The organism is Sporosarcina sp. P1 (assembly GCF_002743155.1).
Classification (GTDB): Bacteria; Bacillota; Bacilli; order Bacillales_A; family Planococcaceae; genus Sporosarcina; species Sporosarcina ureae_B.
This window is the reverse complement of sequence record NZ_PDYS01000017.1, coordinates 40,469-57,205: the sequence shown is the minus strand read 5'-3', so window position 1 is coordinate 57,205 and position 16,737 is coordinate 40,469. Positions and strand designations below refer to the sequence as shown.

Below are 16,737 nucleotides of genomic sequence, written 5' to 3'. Positions count from 1 at the left end.
TAACCCAAAGGTCACAGGTTCAAATCCTGTCCCCGCAACCAAGGTCCCGTGGTGTAGCGGTTAACATGCCTGCCTGTCACGCAGGAGATCGCGGGTTCGATTCCCGTCGGGACCGCCATTTTATACATACGCTTCGAAAAGCGTCTTTCTAAAAATAAAAAATGTGGCTCAGTAGCTCAGTTGGTAGAGCAAAGGACTGAAAATCCTTGTGTCGGCGGTTCGATTCCGTCCTGAGCCACCATTTATATGCCGGTGTAGCTCAATTGGTAGAGCAACTGACTTGTAATCAGTAGGTTGAGGGTTCAAGTCCTTTCGCCGGCATCCTTACTGGTGGGGTAGCGAAGTGGCTAAACGCGGCGGACTGTAAATCCGCTCCCTCCGGGTTCGGCGGTTCGAATCCGTCCCCCACCACCATTTAGGGGCATAGTTCAACGGTAGAATAGAGGTCTCCAAAACCTTTGGTGTGGGTTCGATTCCTACTGCCCCTGTATTTTTAAATAAATAATTATTGTGGCGGTCGTGGCGAAGTGGTTAACGCATCGGATTGTGATTCCGACATTCGGGGGTTCGATACCCCTCGTCCGCCCCATATATTTAAAAGAATTAACACTCATTACTATATTGTAAGTAATCATAACATGGCGGTCGTGGCGAAGTGGTTAACGCATCGGATTGTGATTCCGACACTCGGGGGTTCAATTCCCCTCGTCCGCCCCATTAGTGGGGTATAGCCAAGCGGTAAGGCAACGGACTTTGACTCCGTCACTCGTTGGTTCGAATCCAGCTACCCCAGTCAGTTTTGCGGAAGTAGTTCAGTGGTAGAATACGACCTTGCCAAGGTCGGGGTCGCGGGTTCGAATCCCGTCTTCCGCTCCACTATGTTGGCGGCATAGCCAAGCGGTAAGGCACGGGTCTGCAACACCCTTACCACCGGTTCGATTCCGGTTGCCGCCTTATAATTTTATATAATTACTTTACACGTGCCCGAGTGGTGGAATGGCAGACACGTCGCACTCAAAATGCGATGCCGCGAGGCGTGCCGGTTCAAGTCCGGCCTCGGGTATCACCAAAAGAACACAGCATATGCTGTGTTCTTTTTTATTGAAAAAATATAAAAAATACCTGCTGCCTGTCGAAATGACAGGCAGCAGGCCATAGAGGAGAAATATGAAAGGGTGTTACTCAGTAAGGGGACATTGCCATGGACATGGTTGGTAATAGGTCATTGGTCAATGTGTAAAGGGTAACGAGTAATTGGTTTTAGCAAGTTTGTGTTCATATTCCCCACTCTATGCCTCAAAAAGGAGTCTCACCTTTTTGAGGTTAAAAGTAATTAGCACCATCAAAGTCAAGAACGATAGTGTAGTTTTTCATGTTGATACGATTCGATAGTTGGTGTGCGGCTTTTTCTGCTTGTTGTGCTCTTAGACGATATTGTTCAGGATCAAACAATGCTACACGATAAATCGTAGTGGATTCGGCAAAGCCATATTGTATTTCTTCTTTGCTCGCTAAAGAGAACTGTTTATAGTAAGAAGACTTTGCACGTAATTGGATAGCGAGTTCAATCGCTTCAACTAATGGTATTTGTTTGTTTTCGAATTCCACTGTATTGGTGCTGTTTGCTACATATATGAGATAGTCCAGTTTGCGTTGATCTGTTCTGACTTGTTCCATCTCGGCTTCTACGTCTTCTAATTTCCGGCTGATTATGGGACGTGGTGCACCTTTTTCAACTGTTATGAAAGCGACACGTTGAGCTTCTGTTTCTAATTCACGGATTTGCTTCGATAGAATACTTTTTAATTTAATTCCTTCAGCTAATGTAATATTCATGATTCCACCTCGTTTGTTAGAATAAAGTTAGAATTCCTACTATCCAATACAGAACTTATATAGTCTCCACCGTTTATGCTAGTGAACATTTTACCGCAAGCTTCAGCTAATTGTCGAGCTTTGTCGGAATCCAATGAAGGACGAATGAAAAGTAATTGAATGATGTTTTCTGTTTCCTCGGTTACGGCTGTTCGTATAGAATCAATATATGGGCTACCAAACGCACTATATCCGTCGCTTAGAAGTAAGATGTTTTCAAAGGTATTAAATCGATTATTCAACCCTTCGTAGCCATCGCGATTGGTGCCGATAGACAACATAATATCACCGGCTATTTTATCTGCATCATAAATAACTGTCGGGATTTCGTATTGCAAGGAAAAGAAAGTATTCAGATCTTCTGCACTATGGAAGGAAGGGGTATAGTGACGATCTTGAATCTGTTGTAAGAGTGATTGAAGGGCTGGTGGCTTAGTCGATGGGTCTGCTCCGAGAGTCGCCCAGATGGATTGCCATTCCGCTAGACCATTGAAATCCGCGAAATCTTTGTCCAGTAGTTCGAAATACAGTTGTTCTTGAAATAATTGTAGTCGTCCTTTTAGCATCTGAGGTGATGCGGAGACGATTGTTTTGTTATAATAGATTATGCCTAATTTAAAATCTGGGATTTTCGTGAATATAGAGGAATCAATAGTAAGTTGCATCAGTATCACCTGCTTGTAATTTTACTTCATCTTATCATAAGGGAGGCGGGGAATGGTGAATGTCGCTCAGTTACAACAGGAAATACAAACGTTTGCGGCGTCCATTGGAATAGACAAAATTGGTTTTACGACAGCGGCCCCGTTTGTGAAATTGAAGGATCGTCTGAAACAACAGCAACGATTGAATTATCAATCCGGCTTTGAGGAACCCGATATAGAGAAAAGAACGGAGCCTTTATTATTACTGGATCAAGCAGAAAGTATCATTGCCATTGCAGTTGCATACCCCTCGAAAATGTCGGATAGTCCCCGTGGAAAAAAAGGGGAGCGCCGGGGTATGTTTTGTAGGGCTTCTTGGGGCGAAGACTACCATACGGTATTGCGTGACAAACTAGCACAGCTAGAATTATTCATTCTTACTAAAGTACCGGATGCACGACTTCGTTCTATGGTGGATACAGGAGAGCTTGTAGATCGTGCAGTAGCAGAACGTGCAGGGATTGGTTGGTCGGCTAAGAACTGCTCAATTATTACACCGGAGTTCGGGTCTTATGTCTATCTGGGCGAGATGATTACGAATCTGCCGTTTATACCAGATGAGCCGATGGAAGATCAATGTCTAGACTGTAATTTATGCTTGGATGTTTGTCCAACGGGTGCGATTATACAGCCGGGGCAATTAGATGCTCAGCGTTGTATTGCATTCTTAACACAAACAAAAAAACCTGTACCTGAAGAATTCCGGCACAAGATTGGAAATCGATTGTATGGGTGTGATACATGCCAAACGGTTTGTCCGAAAAACAAAGGATTGAATCACACGCACCAACTGGCATTCACGCCTGAGCCTGAGCTCGTTAAACCTTTGTTGCTGTCACTATTATCATTATCAAACCGGCAATTTAAAGAACAGTATGGCCATATGTCAGGCTCTTGGCGTGGAAAGAATCCAATTCAACGAAATGCATTGATTGCATTGGCTCATTTTAAGGATGAATCAGCGATACCGGAACTAACTAGATTAATAAAAGAAGACCCACGACCCATGATCAGAGGAACAGCGGCATGGGCACTTGGGGAAATCGGCACGACAGAAGGGCATGAGGTGCTTAAAGAAGCCTTGCTCATAGAAGAAGATGTGTTTGTAGTAAGTGAAATTACACAGGCTATGCAACTGCTGCATATTAATTGAAAGAAGGTAGTAAGATGACGATTCACGTTGCATTATTTGAACCGCAAATTCCCGCAAATACCGGAAATATTTCACGTACTTGTGCGGGTACGGATACAGCTCTCCATTTAATAAAGCCGCTTGGTTTTTCTACTGAAGATAAAATGTTGAAACGAGCTGGACTGGATTACTGGGAGCATGTTGATATTACGTATCATGAAGGAATCCAAGAGTTTCTAGACAGCTATCCGGAAGGCGAGTTTTATTTCATTACAAAATTCGGAGAGACGAGCTATGACACGTTTGATTATTCAGATCCCGATAAGGATATTTTCTTTGTGTTTGGCAAAGAAACTACTGGGCTGCCAAATGAAATAACGGATAAGTATAAAGAGAGTTGTTTGCGCATCCCGATGAACGATGAGCATATCCGTTCATTAAACTTGTCGAATACTGCTGCCATTCTTATTTATGAAGCACTTCGTCAACAAGGTTTTGCACACTTAACGTAATGTATAAAAAAAAGGGGATTGGCTCATGGCCAATCCCTTTTCTATTTACTTCATTTGATTCGTTTTTGATTCGCCTGGCTTATTTTCATATCCGCCAGTAAAGATTGCAGACAAGAATGCAAAACAAACAGCCATAATTAGAATTAGTCTCATTGTTTGTACCTCCTAAAAAATCAATAGTCCTTCTAACAGTATACCGTAAAAATTATATAAATGAAATAATCTTCGTCGTTTTATGTGACAGGTTACTAACAAATCTTAGTGAGGCAGGAATAGCAGCTGATAGGTGAATAGAACAGCGAAGATATACATCAGCATAGGAACTTGCTTACCTTGCCCTTTTGTAATCTTCAGTAACGGGTATGTGATGAATCCCAGTGCGATACCTGTCGCAATACTTGAAGTCAGCGGCATCGTCAAAATAACTAGAAACGCTGGGAATGATTCGTCGAATGAATCCCAATTGATATTTTTCACCGCACCGATCATCAAACTGCCCACAATAATCAAAGCAGGTGCTGTAATGGCTGCGACGCCGGATAAGGCACTGACGATAGGACTGAAAAATGCTGCTGCTATGAATAGTACTGCAACTGTCAATGTAGTCAACCCTGTACGCCCACCTACAGCTACGCCAGAGGATGATTCGACATAAGCGGATGTTGGGCTAGTTCCAACCATTGAGCCGACTGTGGCGGCTACTGAGTCAGCTAGAAGTGCATGGCGTGCACGAGGTAAAGAATTACCTTTCATGAGGCCAGCTTGCTTGGCTACTCCAATCATCGTTCCAGTTGTATCAAATAAAGTGACGAGTAGAAAAGATAGCACGACACCATATAAACCGTAAGAAATAACATCTTGCATCGCCTGTACCGGATTCCATACAAGAACTCCTTCAGGCAAGTGGGGCATTTTCACAATACCATCGAATTGTAATTGCTTCGTGAAGAATGCGACAACACCTGTTGCAATCATTCCAATAAAAATAGCACCATAGACATTGCGATTCATTAGAATAATGGTCATGAGCAATCCGAACAATGTCAGTAATACAGCAGGCGAGGTAAGTTCACCTAGCTGAACGATGTTGGATTCATGGGGAACTACTAATCCTGATAAACGTAGACCGATGAATGCGATAAATAATCCAATTCCGGCCGTGATACCGTGTTTAAGATTTTCAGGAATTTCTTCAATTAGCTTTTCTCGGAAAGAAGTCATCGATAATAATACAAAGATCAGACCTGCTATAAAGACGGCAGAAAAAGCTGTCAAGTAGTCGAGTTGACCGTCAGACCCGATGACGACGGAAGCAAAGTACGCATTCAAACCCATTCCTGGTGCAATAGCAATTGGATAGTTTGCGAATAAGGCCATCCAAAGCGTACCGATCACAGTAGCTATAATGGTGGCTAAAAAGACTTGATCGAATGGAACACCGGCTTCAGATAAAATAATTGGATTGACGATGACGATATAGACCATCGTCAGGAAAGTGGTCATGCCTGCAAGTAATTCTGTTTTGACTGTCGTTTGATTTTTCTCTAATTGGAACACTGTGTATTCTCTCCTTATATTACGAACATAATAAAGTCCATAGACAATAATATTCGTTTTTTTAGAAGAAATCAACCTGTTATATTTAAAAAACATTCATAAGTTCTGTTAAATAATGTACAATTGCACTATGAGTTTATAGAGGAGGATTTTTCATGTCAACGATTTTTGATCAGATGATTATACTGAGCAACGGTGTGCAAATGCCACAGTTCGGTTTAGGAACGTATAAAATGACAGAACCTGAGCAAACCATGCAAGCTGTTGAGAAAGCGGTTTCACTAGGCTATCGTGCAATTGATACAGCATCTATTTATGATAATGAACAAGCAGTGGGGGAAGCGATCCGTCACACCGGTCTAGCGCGTGAAGACTTCTTTGTGACATCGAAAGTGTGGAATGATCACCAAGGATATGATGAAACGCTGCGTGCATTCGAGCGTACATTAACTAGATTGGATATGAATTATCTAGACTTATATTTGACACATTGGCCTGTTGCTAGCAGTTACGTAGATACATATCGCGCGATTGAAAGACTGTATGATGAAAGATTGATTCGATCAACAGGTGTTTCCAATCATCACGAGTCACATTTACAAGAAATATTTACGATTGCTAATATTCGTCCTATGGTGAATCAAATAGAACTCCATCCACGTTTAACTCAAGAACCGTTGCGGCTGTTTTGTCGTGAACATCAAATTGCAGTCACGTCTTGGAGTCCTTTAGCGAGAGGGCAGATTCTTGAAGATGCAACACTCACTGCAATCGCTGCGCAACACGGGAAGACTGTCGCTCAAGTCATCATCAGATGGCATCTCCAAAATGGATTGATCGTTATTCCAAAGTCTGTGTCATTTGATCGTATTCAAGAAAATAGTGAAGTGGCTGATTTTGAATTAACACTTTCAGATATGGCGATTATCGATGCGTTGAACCGTGATGAACGGACAGGTACGGATCCAGATTCATTTTAAAGGTATATTCAACACCATTGCCATATTTCACGGTTGACATTCTAAGTAGTAAAATAGAGCTGTCCAAGTGGTCTTTACGACCTCTTGAACAGCTCTGTTTTATTTTATTCAGTTTCTACTACAATCATCTCTGACGTAATGGGATGCGTGAAAGTGACCTTTGTAGCGACTAGCTTATAAGGTCCTCTTGACATCGTCTCGCTTCCATACAGTTGATCTCCGACTACGGGATGACCCATATGGGAGAAGTGGACACGAATCTGATGTGTTCGTCCTGTTTCCAACTGTGCTTCAACAAGTGTCGTATCCGGTTTACGTTCAAGTACTTTAAAATGCGTGACCGCAGATTGGCCTGATGGTGATACTCTACGCTTTGTTGCATGATAGCGATCTTTACCGATTGGCATATTAATCGTACCGCGCGGTTTTCTTAGCTGACCTTCTAGTTCAGCCGTATAATATCGTTCGATTTGATTCTGTTCCAACATCCGGTCGAACATTGTTTTCGCTAGCGGATGCTTTGCGATAAGTAAAACACCTGCCGTATGTTGATCCAATCGGTGGATATGCTCTGCATAGGTGCCGCTTTTTGCTTCAATATAGCCCATGACTTCGTTCATCAATGTGCCAGTACCAGGTAAGTGTTCCGGGTGTACGGATACTCCAGCAGGTTTGTGCACCGCAAGTAAATGTTCGTCTTCCCATAATACACGCAGGGAGTTTGACGGTTCTGGTTTGTATGCAGACTGTGCTTCAGAGAAACCGAAGATCAGTTCCGTGCCTTCAGGAAGGGGTTCTTTCCAATCTACTGGTTGTCCATCTGTATCCGTTACACTTTTATCCATGCGCATTTGGTGAACAGATTTCTTCCCACCTTGCCATTGTTCTCTTAGTAATTTTTCGATCGTCTCGCCGGGTCGTTCAGTCGTATAATGAAAACTTGTCATCTACGTAGTCTCCTTAATTGCTTTCGAATTCATCAAAGAATGCTCTAATTTGATCATCAGGCTGTGAGCCGACTGTTCTGCCTTGTTCTTTTCCATCTTTATAATGGACTAGTGTAGGCCATGATGTAATATTGTATTCCTGTTTTAACTGATCTTGGTACTCGAGCAGATTATACTGATAGACATGTGCACCATATTCATCTGCAATCGGCATCAAACGCGGTGTCATATCTATGCAGTGCGGGCATTCCGGGCTGAAGTAATAAACAGTTGTCGGTTCGCCGCTTTCAATTTTTTTGAAGATTTCTTCAGGAAGTTCGACGTTCTGATAACTTTCATTGTCTAATAAATCGATTGTGGATTGTTGTAGATTATTTGTACCGTACGGATTGTCAGCCAGCTTCGTTTCATTGGATTTATTATTGAGGACAATGATCAGAATGAAGAGTGCGACAATAATTCCACCAATAGCTAGTAATTTTTTCAATGTGTTTCACTCCTTTGTTTGTTTCAAGATTACAAGACTTGCGATGAAAATAAAAGCAAATGCTATCAATGCAAGAAAAGGAATCGTAATAAAGCCGAGATAATTGATGTATGCACCTGTACAAGAAGCCCCGCTGCATTCAGGAGCGCTGTATTGTAAGAAAGCCAGTTTCTGAAGACCGTAGTGGTAGAGGGAGATACACCCTCCTATGAAAGCGAATGAAGCTGTAGTCCAGGCAATCGAAATGTTTTTTTGAATAAGTGCAATCAAACCGATTAATACAATAGGATACATGAAAATTCGTTGGTACCAACACAACGTGCAAGGTATATAGCCTTTGATTTCTGAGAAATACAAAGAGCCAAGTGTAGCGATTAGCGCGACGGCCCACATGGAGAGGAGCCAGTTTTCCTGTTTTTTATTCATTGAGCATCTCCTTACCATTGGATCATAGATAAAAGCTTTCCCGTTTAGACGGGAAAGCTTTATTTAGACGAATCGGTAGCTTCATTGGTTGCGACTTCGGAAGGTTGTTTTTTTGCTTCTAGGTAAAGAATATGGTTGCCGTCTACTTCCTTGACAGTAAACTCATATCCTTGTTCAATAATCTTTTCGCCTTGTATAGCTTCAAAGCGTTGATCCATGAACCAACCGCCGATTGTATCAATATCCTCTTCAAGTATTTCAATGTTCAATGCATGATTGACATTTTCAATCAGCATTTTAGCATCCAGAATATAATGGTCTGTCCCAACGATCTGGAGTTCAGGTAGTTCATCCATATCGAATTCATCGCGGATCTCACCAACAATTTCTTCTAAGATGTCTTCAATAGTGACCAAACCTGAAGTCCCTCCATATTCATCCAATAGAACGGCCATGTGAATACGTTCCCGCTGGATCTTCAAGAGTAATTCTCCAATTGGGATCGTTTCGATGACTCGGATAATTGGTTGCATATAATTAATGACCGATTTACTACCATTTGACGGATCTTTAATATAGGCCGTCAGTAAGTGTTTCATGTTGATAAGTCCGATGACGTGATCTTTGTCCCCGTCAATAATTGGATAACGGGTAAACTGTTCTACACCTAGTAATTCGAACACTTCGGATAATGTCATTTCTTTATCGACTGTCATCATTTCTGTTCTTGGTAGCATAATTTCCTTTGCGACTCGATCATCAAACTCAAAAATACGATTGACGTACTTGTACTCTGCTTGATTAATTTCACCGCTTCGCAAACTATCAGATAAAATAATACGCAATTCTTCCTCTGTATGACCTACTTCTAATTCGGAAATGGATTTGAAGCCTAGCAATCGTGTAACGAGACGTGCCGATCCGTTCATTCCTTTAATGATCGGGTACATAAGACGGTAAAATAGATTCAGTGGGACGGCAAGGGATAAGGATAATTCTTCCGCCTTATGCAAAGCGATGGTCTTTGGAGCTAGTTCTCCTACCACGACATGCAAATAGGTGACGATCGCTAAAGCGATAGTGAATGAAAGAATAGTTTCGACATGGGCATCAAGTATAAACATTTCAAAAACAGGAGCTAACATCATACGGACTGTTGGTTCCCCGAGCATACCTAAGCCGAGTGCCGAAATCGTAATTCCGAGCTGACAAGCGGATAAATATTCATCTAAATTATCGGCAATTTTTTTTGAAAGAACCGCACGTTGATTACCTTCGACGATTAATTGGTCGAGACGTGATGAACGGACTTTCACGATTGCGAATTCACACGCGACAAAAAAAGCGGTGATTGCGATCAAGGCAGCAAATGCTGCCAATCGTATGGCAATATCCAAATAATAGCTTCGCGCTTAACCCAGATGAGGGAAAAGAACAAAGCGTACACCTCCTGTAAAGTAAAGTTAGTTATCTTTTATAATAATTTATTTATAGAGAAATTACAATTCGATTTGCTTACAGAATGGAAAAAATCGTATTAGTCGTATGTAATGTGTCGATATATAGAGCGAATGGCGATGTGATAACACCGCTACATGGCGAAAATACCATCCATTTACGCTTGTTTTTCAAATATGTAAAAATCTTTTAAAAAAGACTGAAGACCAAATCCTTTGCACAAGGAAAGTGTCTTCAGTCTTAGGCAATATTTTTACTCACCGTATTGTGGTTGGGTTTCTTTAAAGGCGTTTTGTTCGTTGGGGACGCGACTTTTGTCTTCAAAGACGTTTTCAGTTTTTTGGTTTTGTACCTTCAACCGCTCTTTTTCTAACTGTTGCTTGCCTTTTGATTGTTCTTTGCCCATAAAAGCACCTCCTCTAGTTAGAGGATGGTCGATTTAGATGGTTCTCATTCATAGACGTGGAAAGTCATAAGGTCATGCACCATTCGTAAGACTTGTTCTTCGTCCGGAGGTGTGCCGTTTTTCCAGTTGATTGTGCCATCTTTATGGTAGTCGCCTTTGTATTGTTTGTTATGGTAATAAAATGAGATGGTCCAGCCTGGCAGATCAGAGTCTTCGAACATTTTTTTATAACTGAAATGTTGTAGCATTATGTTTTCTCCTTTATTGTTCCAGTAGTGATATCCTGTTCGTTCATTTCATAAACTGACCAAAAGGACGAAAGGATGAGTGTGTGTTTGTTACTCAACTACGTAATGCAGTCGAGGAAAAGTATAAATCGTATTTTTATTATAAGTCCATGTATCAGCTAACGAATGATTTGTTATGGCAAGAATTCATTCGCCATGCGTATGAGGATGAAAAAAGTCATTACGAGATGTTTCAGCAGTTGCATTATATAATGACAAATGAGTTTGTGCCGAATCCCAAAAAGCCAGCGCCTTGTACAAATTTAAAAGAGTCAGCCAAAAATGCGCTAGTTTATGAACTTGAAGCAGTAGAACAATGTAAGGAAATGTTTTTGACGATTCCTTTTGAAGAAGCATATGATCCAATTTTCATTGCATTACATGATGATATGGAGCATGCGATTCGAATGTCTACCATATTCAATGGAGCAAACTAAATCAGACGTCGAAAGAGAATTTTTGAAAATACTTGGCGCCTTCAAGCATCCGAACTCCATACCAAAACATTTCACCATCAATGAGCTGGATCGCTGAATCGGGTAGCATTTCTTGGAATTGAACTTGTTGTTTTTCTTTAAATGGATAGGGTTCAGATGACAGTAAGACTAAATCAAGATCCGCTTCCTTGAATTGTTCTTCCGTTAAAGCCGGATAGCGATCAGATGATTCAGCAAACGGTGTGATGAAACCGAGTTCTTGTAACAGCGAGTTGATATAAGTGTCTTTTCCGACAACCATATACGGCTTTTGCCAAATGACATAGGCAACTCGTGCAGCAGGTAGAGTGGGGAGCGCCGTAAATGCTTGCTTGATTTCTGATACAAGAGATTTCGATTGTTGCTCATGATCAGTCAACGAACCCATATCTGTAATCATTCTATAAGCTTCTTCGATCGTCTGTACTTCTGCTACATAAACCGGATAGAACTCGGAAAGAATTTCAACCATCTCTTTTGTGTTTTCTTCTTTTTCCATAATAATCAAGTCAGGTTGTACTTCATGTATCTTTTCCAACTTCAAATCTTTCGTTCCTGCGACTGCGGGAACATTCTTAGCTTGTTCGGGATATATACAATATCGTGTGCGTCCAACAATTTCTTCCTCAAGTCCAATTCCGAATAATGTTTCTGTAATACCAGGACATAATGTAACAATTCGTTTGGGTGGGAAATTATACACAACGGTTCTTCCCAAGTGGTCGATAATTTCTTTCTTCAATGAAATGAATACCTCCTTTGTCGATATGTGAAAACGTAGGATCATGATAAGTAATACTCTACTTGCAACGTACCTGAACTGCTATCAAATGTAAAGTCAGAAATCTCCGCCTCTAATTGCTTTTCATTCAGCTGGTTTTTGTTATAATTGGAACGAAGACCAAGTGGAATAAGGTGAAGCGATTGAAAATAGTACTAACTATTTTGTTCATGGCGTTTATTGGCGCATTGATTGGTGGAGTAACGAATCATCTGGCGATCAAGATGCTGTTTAGGCCACATGAAGCAAAATACATTGGAAAAACTCGTTTGCCGTTTACACCCGGCTTGATTCCGAAGCGCCGAAATGAATTGGCGACACAGCTTGGTAAAACGGTGACAAATTATTTGCTGACACCTGACCTGTTCCGGAAAAAGATGTTGACGCCTGGAATGGAAAAGCGTGTACAGACGTTTGTCCAAAGTAAAATGGATCAATACATCCTGCAATCAGATAAGACATTGAACGACTGGCTCAAGCTTGCGGGTGCAGACGGACTTCCTGAACAAGTGGAAGATAAGTTGGTTACATTGATTGATCAGCAACTATACGGGATGAAAGAAAAAGTAACAACAGGTACAGTGGAAGACGTCATGCCTCTTCGGTGGCAACAACAAATAGAAGAAAGAATTCCTCTAGCTTCTGATTTTGTACTATTACGTGCAAGTCAATTTGTTGATTCAGCAGAAGGAAGACAGACATTCCAAAAGTTGATCGATGATTTCTTGGCTTCAAAAGGCACATTTGGCGGCATGCTCAATATGTTTTTTGGAGAATCGGAATCGCTTGTCGGCAAGGTTCAGCGGGAAGCATTGCGATTTATAGAAGCACCTGGAACAAAAGAGTTACTGGATAAATTGATTTGGAAAGAGTGGCAAAATGTTCAGCAACAACCGATGGAACAATTGACGTCTGGATTCGATTTTGATAGTGTGTTTGCTTCAGTGAGAAAATATGCACTGGAACAATTGGCGCTACGTGAAAGACTCGATCACAGCTTGTCCCATTATTGGCCACAAGGATCCACCTGGACGGCTGAGAAGGTGACACCACAGATTGTCAGCTTTTTATTCACCCAAGCAGAAGTGCAACTTGAACAATCGTTGAAGAAACTAAAACTAGATGAAATGGTGAAAGAACAGGTTGACACATTCCCTGTGGCTGTTCTGGAAGATCTAGTTCTCGGCATTTCACGTAGAGAGTTTAAAATGATTACGGTTCTGGGCGCGTTTTTAGGTGGAATTATTGGTATTGTGCAAGGAATCATAGCAATTACACTAAATGGATAGTAGGAGGAGTTAGTATGTCAGTAAATATTTATGATGATATGAACAAATTGGAATCAACTTTGCGTAAAACAGATGAGTATGTAGCGGTGAAAACAGCAATGGCCGATGTGAAAGGTGACGAGCAAGCACTTGCATTGTTCGAAAGCTTTCGCGAAATCCAAATGAAATTACAACAGAAACAAATGGCTGGCGAAGAGATTGAAGGAGACGAGCTTGAGCACGCGCAAAAAACAGCATTACTCGCTCAAGAAAATCCGAAAATCTTGGCTATGCTGACTGCTGAAATGAAACTCAGCGAATTGATTGAAGAAGTAAACCGTGTAGTATTGAAACCGGTTCAAGATTTATATGAAGGATTCAATTAATAGATATATCGAAACCGGCCTAGGCCGGTTTTTTTCAACAGATGGAGAGTAGGAGAAAATAATGCAACAATTATATGTGAATCAACAGTTCCCTCAAGATTGGATCCGAATGTTTACACACTTAGCCAATTTATTTTTCGAACAGTCTAAAATAGTGACAGATCGAACGGATGAAACAGCGATTGCGTTACAATTTAGAGAAGAATACGAAGAATCGCCAAGTGTAACGGTAGATATTCAATGGCAAGACAAGCATTATACGTCGCGTTTTGCCGAAGAGGTAAAAGAAACAGAAGAACGCGAGCAAATACGTCAGCGCAAAAGAATGTATTCCCATGTATTGCTAGATGCACTGGAACAAGCAACTGGAATGGATCAAGAGTGGGGAATTCTAACGGGAATCCGACCTACCAAGTTGTATCATATGTATATTCAAGACGGCCATTCGGTCGATGAAGCAAAGCAATTACTTCAGCAACGTCATCGTGTTTCTGTACGAAAAAGTGATTTGATTGCGAAAATTGCAGACGTTCAGCTAAATGCATTGCCCGATTTATATTCATTGAAAGAAGAAGTGAGTATATATATCGGTATTCCGTTTTGTCCGACAAAATGTGCGTATTGCACGTTCCCAGCTTATGCGATTCATCGAAAAAGTGGGCGAGTGGAGACATTCCTCGACGGCTTGCATGAAGAAATGCGCGCGATGGGTAAATGGTTAAAAGAACATGATATTCGCATTACGACAATTTATTTCGGTGGCGGAACACCCACATCTATTGAAGCAGATGAAATGGATGCACTCTATCAAACGATGACGGACTCATTCCCTTATATGGAACATGTTCGTGAAGTAACGGTAGAAGCCGGGCGTCCAGATACAATTACGGTACCAAAACTCGAAGTGCTGAAGAAGTGGGGCATAGATCGAATCAGTGTCAATCCGCAATCATATACGGACGAAACGTTGAAAGCAATCGGCCGTCATCACACGGTACAGGAAACAATCGATAAATATTGGTTGTCAAGAGAGCAAGGAATGCGCAATATAAATATGGACTTAATCATTGGTTTGCCGAATGAAGGTCTGGAAGAATTTGAACATTCATTAGCTGAAACAGAAAAGATGCAGCCGGAATCTTTGACGATCCACACGTTGTCATTCAAGCGCGCTTCTGAAATGACGCGCAACAAAGATAAGTATCAAGTGGCGGACCGCGAAACTGTAGGGAAAATGATGACGCGCGGTGAAGAATGGTCTCGTGATAATGGCTATATACCGTATTATCTTTACCGCCAGAAAAACATATTAGGAAATCTTGAAAACGTAGGGTATTCAAAACCCGGTGAAGAAAGTCTTTATAACATTTTGATCATGGAAGAAGCGCAAACCATTATTGGCTTAGGTTGCGGAGCTTCGAGTAAGTTCATGGAACCAGCAACTGGCAAGTTGACGCAATTCCATAATCCGAAAGAACCTGGCGCCTATATATTGGGCTTTGAAGAAGCCATCGATAAGAAAATAGCGTATTTGGAAAAGTTATTTCCTTCTTCAGAGACTATAAAGTAATATTGAAATTCCCCCGTCGTAAAAATGGCGAGGGGATTTTTTTGTTAAAGTTATGCAAATGATCTGGTAATTGTGTATAATGTAATGAATGAACAACCATTCACATAAAGGGGGAATTGATTTTGACAAAACAGATCGAAGTGGAAATTGAAGGACGATTAGCGACAATAACCTTTAACCAACCTGATGTAATGAACGCAATGGACGGCGTCATGATGAAAGAATTGGCGGATATTGTAGATCAACTAAAGGTGAATTCCTCAGTACATGTCGTACTGTTCCGGGGTGCTGGTCGAGCATTTTCTGCTGGTGGAAACGTCAAGGCGATGCTAAACCCGAATGGGCCAATGAAAATGGAAGACATCATGGTCGACTTATCGAGATTGGCTTTGTCTATGTATAGCATGCCACAAATCACCATTGCGTCCGTACATGGCGCAGCGGCGGGATTAGGATGCAGTATCGCTATTGCATGCGATGTTGTCATCGCGGAAGAATCAAGTAAAATTGCAATGAACTTCATTGGCATCGGACTCGTTCCAGATGGTGGCGGTCACTTCTTCCTGAAAGAACGCGTAGGCACAGCCAAAGCTAAACAACTCATTTGGTCTGGGAAAGTACTTGATGGAAAAAGTGCAATGCATATTGGACTCGTTGACGAAGCGGTAGCAGATGGTGAAGCGTGGAACACGGCACAACAACGCGCTCAATTGATCTTGCACTCCCCGACAGCTTCTATGGCGGCAACAAAGAAAATACTCCATGCGGCGGGCATCGCAGAACTTGAACAAATAGTGAGACTCGAAAGTGAAGCACAAACAGCCATGCGCTCAACAACTGATCACCGCGAAGGCGTACAGGCGTTTATTGAGAAAAGAAAACCGAGCTTCACGGGTCAATAAATGGCAGATAAAAAGACGCGCTATGGAAACTGCGCATCTCGTTTACATCTATTATCATCTTTGAAGAATTATTGATACTTGGCGGCTGTTTCTCTCCATGAGAAATAGCCTTTTTCTATAGCACGCAATAGTAACTCCGCTGAAGCTAAATTCGTAGCGAGAGGTATACCATAGACATCACATAATCGAAGTAACGCACTCACATCCGGTTCATGTGGCTGTGCAGTCAACGGATCACGGAAAAATAAAATTAAATCTAGCTCACCCATCGCGATCATGGCTCCCATCTGCTGATCTCCGCCAAGAGGACCCGACATGAGTCGTGTGACAGATAGATCGGTTTCTTCCATGATGCGTAAGCCTGTTGTGCCCGTTGCGTAAAGAGTATGTTTAGCAAAAATCTGCTCGTAAGCAATTGTGAAATTGACTAATTCAGCCTTTTTTTCATCATGCGCAATTAAAGCAATGTTCAAACGAGTCACTTCCTTCTACGATTTCTTGACGACCATAGCGTATCACAAAATTCTGAAAAAATCTTGTGCTATTTGTATAAAGATTTGAAAACTGTGCGCAATACAATTTC

The 16,737-nt window shown here is 41.5% G+C and carries 19 protein-coding genes and 11 tRNA genes; 19 read left to right on the top strand and 11 right to left on the bottom strand.

The window, feature by feature from the left end; genetic code table 11:
* Positions 1–42: 42 nt before the first annotated feature.
* The 11 genes from CSV73_RS13885 (at position 43) to CSV73_RS13835 (ending at position 1,063) form a co-directional block, all read left to right on the top strand.
* Positions 43–118: transfer RNA gene (locus tag CSV73_RS13885), tRNA-Asp, on the top strand.
* A 47-nt stretch (positions 119–165) separates the two neighbouring features.
* Positions 166–241, top strand: a tRNA-Phe gene (locus CSV73_RS13880).
* Positions 242–248: 7 nt separating this feature from the next.
* Positions 249–321 (top strand) — tRNA-Thr (locus tag CSV73_RS13875).
* A gap of 8 nt (positions 322–329) precedes the next feature.
* Positions 330–414: transfer RNA gene (locus CSV73_RS13870), tRNA-Tyr, on the top strand.
* A 3-nt stretch (positions 415–417) separates the two neighbouring features.
* Positions 418–488: transfer RNA gene (locus CSV73_RS13865), tRNA-Trp, on the top strand.
* A gap of 25 nt (positions 489–513) precedes the next feature.
* Positions 514–589 (top strand) — tRNA-His (locus tag CSV73_RS13860).
* 52 nt (positions 590–641) lie between these two features.
* Positions 642–717, top strand: a tRNA-His gene (locus CSV73_RS13855).
* A gap of 4 nt (positions 718–721) precedes the next feature.
* A tRNA-Gln gene (locus tag CSV73_RS13850) sits at positions 722–793 on the top strand.
* Between the two features lie 8 nt (positions 794–801).
* Positions 802–876 (top strand) — tRNA-Gly (locus tag CSV73_RS13845).
* A 7-nt stretch (positions 877–883) separates the two neighbouring features.
* Positions 884–954 (top strand) — tRNA-Cys (locus CSV73_RS13840).
* A gap of 28 nt (positions 955–982) precedes the next feature.
* Positions 983–1,063: transfer RNA gene (locus CSV73_RS13835), tRNA-Leu, on the top strand.
* A gap of 260 nt (positions 1,064–1,323) precedes the next feature.
* On the opposite strand, the gene CSV73_RS13830 is transcribed toward CSV73_RS13835, so the two are convergent.
* Entirely contained in the window at positions 1,324–1,839 is a 516-nt protein-coding gene (locus CSV73_RS13830) for a hypothetical protein (protein WP_143560410.1), read from the bottom strand.
* On the bottom strand, positions 1,833–2,540 hold the full coding sequence (locus CSV73_RS13825; RefSeq protein WP_099627877.1) for a B3/B4 domain-containing protein: 708 nt from the start codon (positions 2,538–2,540) through the stop codon (positions 1,833–1,835). Before CSV73_RS13825 ends, CSV73_RS13830 begins: the two co-directional genes overlap by 7 nt.
* 55 nt (positions 2,541–2,595) lie before the next feature.
* Here CSV73_RS13825 and queG point away from each other — a divergent pair, with 55 nt between their 5' ends.
* Positions 2,596–3,732: a tRNA epoxyqueuosine(34) reductase QueG gene (queG, locus tag CSV73_RS13820; RefSeq protein ID WP_099627879.1), complete on the top strand. Its 1,137-nt coding sequence runs from the start codon at positions 2,596–2,598 to the stop codon at positions 3,730–3,732.
* A 14-nt stretch (positions 3,733–3,746) separates the two neighbouring features.
* Entirely contained in the window at positions 3,747–4,223 is a 477-nt protein-coding gene (trmL, locus tag CSV73_RS13815) for a tRNA (uridine(34)/cytosine(34)/5-carboxymethylaminomethyluridine(34)-2'-O)-methyltransferase TrmL (protein WP_085131621.1), read from the top strand.
* 258 nt (positions 4,224–4,481) lie between these two features.
* Here the strand turns inward: trmL and CSV73_RS13810 are convergent, their stop codons facing one another.
* Positions 4,482–5,780 carry an NCS2 family permease gene (locus CSV73_RS13810; protein ID WP_099627876.1) on the bottom strand — a complete coding sequence of 433 codons (1,299 nt, stop codon included), beginning with the start codon at positions 5,778–5,780 and terminating at the stop codon, positions 4,482–4,484.
* Positions 5,781–5,935: 155 nt separating this feature from the next.
* Here CSV73_RS13810 and CSV73_RS13805 point away from each other — a divergent pair, with 155 nt between their 5' ends.
* Positions 5,936–6,760, top strand: a complete 825-nt coding sequence (locus tag CSV73_RS13805) for an aldo/keto reductase (protein ID WP_099627875.1) — start codon at positions 5,936–5,938, stop codon at positions 6,758–6,760.
* A 104-nt stretch (positions 6,761–6,864) separates the two neighbouring features.
* Here CSV73_RS13805 and CSV73_RS13800 read toward each other — a convergent pair whose 3' ends face one another.
* From CSV73_RS13800 to CSV73_RS13780, 6 genes are all read right to left on the bottom strand, one after another.
* The gene (locus CSV73_RS13800; RefSeq protein WP_085131619.1) at positions 6,865–7,707 is read right to left on the bottom strand and encodes an RluA family pseudouridine synthase; all 843 of its coding nucleotides are present in this window, start codon (positions 7,705–7,707) and stop codon (positions 6,865–6,867) included.
* Between the two features lie 13 nt (positions 7,708–7,720).
* The gene (locus CSV73_RS13795) at positions 7,721–8,194 is read right to left on the bottom strand and encodes a thioredoxin family protein (RefSeq protein WP_085131618.1); all 474 of its coding nucleotides are present in this window, start codon (positions 8,192–8,194) and stop codon (positions 7,721–7,723) included.
* 6 nt (positions 8,195–8,200) lie between these two features.
* Positions 8,201–8,620: a disulfide oxidoreductase gene (locus CSV73_RS13790; RefSeq protein WP_099627874.1), complete on the bottom strand. Its 420-nt coding sequence runs from the start codon at positions 8,618–8,620 to the stop codon at positions 8,201–8,203.
* A 59-nt stretch (positions 8,621–8,679) separates the two neighbouring features.
* Positions 8,680–10,017, bottom strand: coding sequence for a hemolysin family protein (locus CSV73_RS13785; protein WP_099627873.1), 1,338 nt, complete (start codon positions 10,015–10,017; stop codon positions 8,680–8,682).
* 314 nt (positions 10,018–10,331) lie between these two features.
* Positions 10,332–10,484: a hypothetical protein gene (locus CSV73_RS16540; RefSeq protein ID WP_157111228.1), complete on the bottom strand. Its 153-nt coding sequence runs from the start codon at positions 10,482–10,484 to the stop codon at positions 10,332–10,334.
* A 44-nt stretch (positions 10,485–10,528) separates the two neighbouring features.
* Positions 10,529–10,732: a YheE family protein gene (locus CSV73_RS13780; RefSeq protein ID WP_085131615.1), complete on the bottom strand. Its 204-nt coding sequence runs from the start codon at positions 10,730–10,732 to the stop codon at positions 10,529–10,531.
* Between the two features lie 83 nt (positions 10,733–10,815).
* Between CSV73_RS13780 and CSV73_RS13775 the strand changes: the two genes are divergently transcribed.
* On the top strand, positions 10,816–11,208 hold the full coding sequence (locus CSV73_RS13775) for a ferritin family protein (protein ID WP_085131614.1): 393 nt from the start codon (positions 10,816–10,818) through the stop codon (positions 11,206–11,208).
* Position 11,209: 1 nt separating this feature from the next.
* On the opposite strand, the gene CSV73_RS13770 is transcribed toward CSV73_RS13775, so the two are convergent.
* A complete protein-coding gene (locus CSV73_RS13770) occupies positions 11,210–11,989 on the bottom strand; it encodes a helical backbone metal receptor (RefSeq protein ID WP_085131613.1) in 780 nt (259 codons plus the stop codon).
* 173 nt (positions 11,990–12,162) lie between these two features.
* Between CSV73_RS13770 and CSV73_RS13765 the strand changes: the two genes are divergently transcribed.
* From CSV73_RS13765 to CSV73_RS13750, 4 genes are all read left to right on the top strand, one after another.
* A complete protein-coding gene (locus CSV73_RS13765; protein WP_085131612.1) occupies positions 12,163–13,317 on the top strand; it encodes a DUF445 domain-containing protein in 1,155 nt (384 codons plus the stop codon).
* A 14-nt stretch (positions 13,318–13,331) separates the two neighbouring features.
* A complete protein-coding gene (locus CSV73_RS13760) occupies positions 13,332–13,682 on the top strand; it encodes a YlbF/YmcA family competence regulator (protein WP_085131611.1) in 351 nt (116 codons plus the stop codon).
* A 61-nt stretch (positions 13,683–13,743) separates the two neighbouring features.
* Entirely contained in the window at positions 13,744–15,252 is a 1,509-nt protein-coding gene (locus CSV73_RS13755; RefSeq protein WP_085131610.1) for a coproporphyrinogen III oxidase, read from the top strand.
* A gap of 116 nt (positions 15,253–15,368) precedes the next feature.
* Positions 15,369–16,154 (top strand): enoyl-CoA hydratase, encoded by a 786-nt coding sequence (locus CSV73_RS13750; RefSeq protein ID WP_085131609.1) that lies wholly within the window; start codon positions 15,369–15,371, stop codon positions 16,152–16,154.
* Positions 16,155–16,222: 68 nt separating this feature from the next.
* Here CSV73_RS13750 and mgsA read toward each other — a convergent pair whose 3' ends face one another.
* Positions 16,223–16,627 carry a methylglyoxal synthase gene (mgsA, locus tag CSV73_RS13745; RefSeq protein WP_198166080.1) on the bottom strand — a complete coding sequence of 135 codons (405 nt, stop codon included), beginning with the start codon at positions 16,625–16,627 and terminating at the stop codon, positions 16,223–16,225.
* Positions 16,628–16,737 lie beyond the last annotated feature (110 nt).

What these genes read in the sequence shown, in the direction of transcription:
- trmL (WP_085131621.1), top strand. Translation starts at nt 3,747, where the DNA reads ATGACGATTCACGTTGCATTATTTGAACCGCAAATTCCCGCAAATACC.
- CSV73_RS16540 (WP_157111228.1), bottom strand. Translation starts at nt 10,484, where the DNA reads ATGGGCAAAGAACAATCAAAAGGCAAGCAACAGTTAGAAAAAGAGCGG.
- CSV73_RS13825 (WP_099627877.1), bottom strand. Translation starts at nt 2,540, where the DNA reads ATGCAACTTACTATTGATTCCTCTATATTCACGAAAATCCCAGATTTT.
- CSV73_RS13800 (WP_085131619.1), bottom strand. Translation starts at nt 7,707, where the DNA reads ATGACAAGTTTTCATTATACGACTGAACGACCCGGCGAGACGATCGAA.
- CSV73_RS13755 (WP_085131610.1), top strand. Translation starts at nt 13,744, where the DNA reads ATGCAACAATTATATGTGAATCAACAGTTCCCTCAAGATTGGATCCGA.
- CSV73_RS13790 (WP_099627874.1), bottom strand. Translation starts at nt 8,620, where the DNA reads ATGAATAAAAAACAGGAAAACTGGCTCCTCTCCATGTGGGCCGTCGCG.
- CSV73_RS13780 (WP_085131615.1), bottom strand. Translation starts at nt 10,732, where the DNA reads ATGCTACAACATTTCAGTTATAAAAAAATGTTCGAAGACTCTGATCTG.
- CSV73_RS13805 (WP_099627875.1), top strand. Translation starts at nt 5,936, where the DNA reads ATGTCAACGATTTTTGATCAGATGATTATACTGAGCAACGGTGTGCAA.
- CSV73_RS13760 (WP_085131611.1), top strand. Translation starts at nt 13,332, where the DNA reads ATGTCAGTAAATATTTATGATGATATGAACAAATTGGAATCAACTTTG.